Consider the following 2202-nt stretch of genomic DNA (forward strand, 5'->3'; position numbering starts at 1 on the left):
CGTTTAGCAAAGGTAGATGTGTCGGGAATGGAGACCATCCTCGGCTCCAAAGCATCCCGCTACTACCGCAACAAATTAGAATATACCTTTTCGGATAAACGTTGGCTTACTGATGTAGATATGGACAACCAGGAAACAATGGAGATGAATGCTTTGGGATATCACATTCCCGGCCGTTTCGATAAAATCCTGGATATCGAACATTGCCATCTACAGGCCGATCCATCGAACGACATACGGAACCGACTTAGAGACTATGCCCTGGCAAGCGAAATCTCATTTTACAACCTGAGGAATCATGAAGGTGCTTTGCGAAATCTAATCATCAGGACTTCAAGTATTGGTGAACTGATGGTGATCGTTGTATTCGCGTATCCCCTGGAAGAACAAATCACCGGAACTATGGAGTTTTTAAAAAAGGAGTTTCCTGGAATAACCTCACTTCTATATATCATTAACCAGAAAAAGAACGATACGATCTTCGACCAGGATATTGTGATCTACAATGGGCCGGATCATATCTTTGAAAATATGAACGGGCTTAAATTCAAAATCGGTCCGAAATCATTCTATCAAACCAATTCGGAACAAGCATTTGAGCTATATAAAATAACCAAAGATTTTGCAGGCCTCAAGGGAGATGAACTTGTTTACGACCTTTATACAGGAGCCGGCACAATTGCAAACTTTGTTGCGGCAGATGTTAAGAATGTGATTGGTATTGAATACGTACCGACTGCCATTGAGGATGCGAAGATAAATTCAGAGATCAACAATATAACTAATACCAGCTTTTATGCAGGCGATATGAAGGATATCCTGAATGCCGAATTCATCGCTGAAAATGGTAAACCTGATGTTGTAATTACAGATCCTCCACGGGCAGGAATGCATCCGGATGTTGTCAGCCGTTTGCTAGAAATGGAAGCGGAAAAGATTGTTTATGTGAGTTGCAATGCAGCTACACAGGCGCGCGACATTGCCCTGTTGAAGGAAAAGTATGATCTAACCCGAATTCGTCCGGTAGATATGTTCCCGCATACGCAGCACGTGGAGAACGTCGCACTATTGGAACTTAAAAAAGAGATGCCAGCACTTTTATAATTGTCGATATGGATATTAAAGACCTGTTAAATACAGAAGGAAATGATGAAGGGCAAAAAAAAGAAAGCCCTCTTAAAACCCTGGAAGCTGATCTGAAATTCTATAATGAATCTCTAAAAGAAGTCGCTAACGAAATCATGGTCGAAGGCATTTCTGCTCATCCCATCTTTGTGGCCCACCAGCATGAAGTAAAACTTGGAGAAGTTATCCTGGATAAAAATGACCTGAATACCGACTGGAGCATCCACGCTTCAACACTTGAAGAGTTTATGGAGAAAGGTTTGATACTCCCTGATAAGCAGGAGAAGTTCCTAAAACAATATAAAGACGCCTATCAGTTCATGTGTGTCTTTGTAATCGTGCCTGAAGGAGCAAATTTTGTCTTCTTCCCTTATCATTAATTAATTTATATCTTACGTATTCGGGGGGCTCTGGAAGCTATGGTCAATTATTTTATTTAAGCTCCCTATGTATCTTTGAGAATATGTATTTTCAAGCGAAATTTTAGGGAAATGGCCGGAAAGAAACTATTAATATTAGATAAAAAGCAGATCAAGCAAAAGATTGAGCGGATGGCTTTTGAAATCCTTGAAGATAACCTGAATGAGAAGGAGATTGTCGTAGCAGGGATTGTTGATAAAGGATACATTATCGCCAAACAAATCAAAAAAGAAATAGAGTCTATTTCTGAGATCAAGGTCATATTGATGAAGATCGAACTCGACAAGGATAGTACTCACCTAAAGGCTATCACAGACATGGAAGTAGCTAAAGCTTCTAACAAAGTCGTAATTCTTGTTGATGATGTTCTTAATAGCGGAAGAACACTTGCTTATGGCTTGGGTGTTTTTCTGGACATTCCACTTAAAAAGTTAAGAACCCTTGTACTTATTGACAGAAGCCACCGCATTTTCCCAGTCTCGCCTGACTATAAAGGACTCGAGCTTGCTACTATTTTAAAGGAACACGTGGATGTTGTGATGGGGGTGAAATCGGAAGCGGATGCCGTGTATTTGAGTTGAAAGTTGAAAACGGAAAACAGAAGCAAATGCACCCTTGCGTGAAAAACAGTAAATTAACGAGGCAGTTTTCAGTTTT

3 protein-coding genes are annotated in these 2202 nt (G+C 40.3%); all 3 read left to right on the plus strand.

The genetic code is table 11. From position 1 onward, the window contains the following. A partial coding sequence (gene rlmD, locus WBJ10_RS17695; protein WP_424292708.1) for a 23S rRNA (uracil(1939)-C(5))-methyltransferase RlmD occupies nucleotides 1-1104 on the plus strand: 1104 nt, incomplete at its 5' end. Between the two features lie 8 nt (nucleotides 1105-1112). Next, a complete protein-coding gene (locus WBJ10_RS17700; protein WP_424292710.1) occupies nucleotides 1113-1505 on the plus strand; it encodes a hypothetical protein in 393 nt (130 codons plus the stop codon). A 111-nt stretch (nucleotides 1506-1616) separates the two neighbouring features. Further along, nucleotides 1617-2126 (plus strand): phosphoribosyltransferase family protein, encoded by a 510-nt coding sequence (locus WBJ10_RS17705; RefSeq protein WP_424292712.1) that lies wholly within the window; start codon nucleotides 1617-1619, stop codon nucleotides 2124-2126. Nucleotides 2127-2202 lie beyond the last annotated feature (76 nt).

The organism is Daejeonella sp., assembly GCF_049655485.1.
Taxonomy (GTDB): Bacteria; Bacteroidota; Bacteroidia; order Sphingobacteriales; family Sphingobacteriaceae; genus Daejeonella.

Coding starts and splice junctions, on each gene's coding strand:
- WBJ10_RS17705 (WP_424292712.1), top strand. CDS start 1,617: ATGGCCGGAAAGAAACTATTAATATTAGATAAAAAGCAGATCAAGCAA.
- WBJ10_RS17700 (WP_424292710.1), top strand. CDS start 1,113: ATGGATATTAAAGACCTGTTAAATACAGAAGGAAATGATGAAGGGCAA.